The 2,032-nt window shown below is 61.3% G+C and carries 3 protein-coding genes; 1 reads left to right on the top strand and 2 read right to left on the bottom strand.

Going from position 1 to position 2,032, the window contains the following annotated elements; all coding sequences use genetic code 11:
* On the top strand, positions 1–278 hold a 278-nt coding region (locus tag RT91_RS19180; protein ID WP_035189411.1), incomplete at its 5' end, for a DUF29 domain-containing protein.
* Positions 279–434: 156 nt separating this feature from the next.
* On the opposite strand, the gene RT91_RS19185 is transcribed toward RT91_RS19180, so the two are convergent.
* A complete protein-coding gene (locus tag RT91_RS19185; RefSeq protein ID WP_035189412.1) occupies positions 435–1,382 on the bottom strand; it encodes a hypothetical protein in 948 nt (315 codons plus the stop codon).
* Between the two features lie 102 nt (positions 1,383–1,484).
* On the bottom strand, positions 1,485–2,032 hold a 548-nt coding region (locus RT91_RS19190), incomplete at its 5' end, for a Tn3 family transposase (protein ID WP_035189413.1).

Raw genomic sequence — 2,032 nt, forward strand, 5'->3', positions numbered from 1 at the left:
CGGTCCTGCTCGCACACCTGCTCAAGTGGCAGCACCAGCCCGCCCGGCGCGGGGCTTCATGGGAAGTTACAATCGGCACCCAGCGGCGTGCGATCACGCGCCACTTGGCCGACAACCCTAGCCTAAAATCAAAGCTGCCAGAGGCTTTTGCCGACGCTTACATCGACGCGCGCGGCGAAGCGTATGTGGAGACTGGTCTGCCCAAAGCTACCTTTCCTGCCACTTGCCCGTGGTCCTTCGAGCAGATGATGGCTGATGATTTCTGGCCGGAAGTCTAAGGGGCCATCTCCATTTCGTCGGCCCAAATCGGAAGTTGATGTTCAGTCTCTTAGGGACAAACTCCGTGTCATCATCTGGATGACGGCGATTGCCTTGGCCTTATCGGCGGTCATTTTCGTGAAGGTATTTTTCTACTGAGCACCGTTCCGGGCAGCTTAGTCCATCATATCCATCCCTCGGTCCCGCTCTTTCGCGACTTCCTCCATCACGGCTTTGGTGATCTCCGGTTGCTCTGCCAGCACGGCATCACGCCGCTCAATCTCCTGCACTGACAGGTCAGGCGGATGGCTGAACCGGGTCTGCCCCCAACTCTGTTCAACCTGCCCGGCGCTCACGATCTCCCGCACGTCCAGCATGTGATTGACCTGCCGCTCGGCCTCATCCAGCCATTCCGGGCTGTGCAGCGCCTGCTGCATCGCCTCGATCTCGGCCACATTACCGTGTTCGGCGGCTTTCTGATCCTTGATCGCCTGCTTTCTCGCTTCCTCCGCTTCCGGGGTCATCTCTTTGGCCAAAGCCGCCTCGGCGTTGCGCTTCAAATAGCAGGCGTGATCGTGATTTTGCTTCGCCGTGTTCACTGCCGTTTCAGCTTCCGCCAGTAGATCAGAACGCCAGATTTTCAGGTCGTGCAGCCATGCCCGGAATGGCGAGTTATCGCGAATTTCCTTAAGATTCTTGGCTGCCTCATCCAACTCACCTTTCCTCACGGACTCCCAGTCTTCGGCTTTGGTAAGTGCCTCTTTCGCATTCTCCCGGCCCGTTACCGCCCATCCAAGCTGAGTCTGCATTTCCCGGCTCTTTTCGGTCGCATCCAGCATTTGCCGATGCAGCTTCTGAAGCTCGGTCCGCCGCATTTGCTCGATGAACGACTCCATCTGCTGGCGCCGTGCGGGCGAGATGGTCGGCTTACTCGCCATCACTGGAACCGCCTCAGCAGCCTTCTGCGCTTTCTCCCTCTCCGCTGCCCTCTGAGCGGCCTCAGCGGCCTTCTGGGCGGCTTCTGCCACCCTACGGGCTTCCTCGGCCTTCTGGGCGGCCTCTAGGGCCTTCTGAGCAGCGGCGGCGGCTACACGCCGCTCCCGCTCCGCCTCAAGCTGGACCACCTCGCTGGCCGCCTCACGCGCCTCCAGACGGGCTTGAGCGACCTCAAGGCCCGAAGTAACGGATCGCCCCGCGCTGTAGCATAAGCGGACAAAGTGGGAACATCAGGCTGCGTGGGTGGTCGTGTCGGGGATTGGCCGGAGCGGCCGCAATCCGGCATGGTTTTCCGTCGATTTCTGATTGGCGCTCCAGATGTAGTCGCCGGTCAGGTTCACATGCTCCCAGCCGATCGGCGAGAGATGTCTGAGGAGGGTTCCGGGCACATCCTCGACCTGGCGTAGGGCCTGTATGGCTTGCGCGAGATAGCGTGTGTTCCAGAGGATGATGGCGGTGACCAGGAGATTCAGGCCAGAGGCTCGATGTGTCTGGTTCTCGAAGGTCCGGTCGCGGATTTCGCCGAGCCGGTGAATGAAGACGGCGCGGGCCAGGCTGTTGCGGGCCTCGCCCTTGTTGAGTTCATGACTGCTTTCACGGCGCAGGCCCGGATCTTCCAGCCAGTCGAGGGTGAACAGCGTCCGCTCGAGACGGCCGAGTTCGCGCAGTGCCGCGGCAACGGCGTTCTGTCGTGGGTAGGCGGCGAGTTGTCGCAGGATCACCGACGCGGACACCGTGCCGGTGCGGATCGAGGTGGCGATCCTCAGGAGATCGGGCC

The sequence above is a fragment of the Acidiphilium sp. JA12-A1 genome, assembly GCF_000724705.2.
Lineage (GTDB): Bacteria > Pseudomonadota > Alphaproteobacteria > Acetobacterales > Acetobacteraceae > Acidiphilium > Acidiphilium multivorum.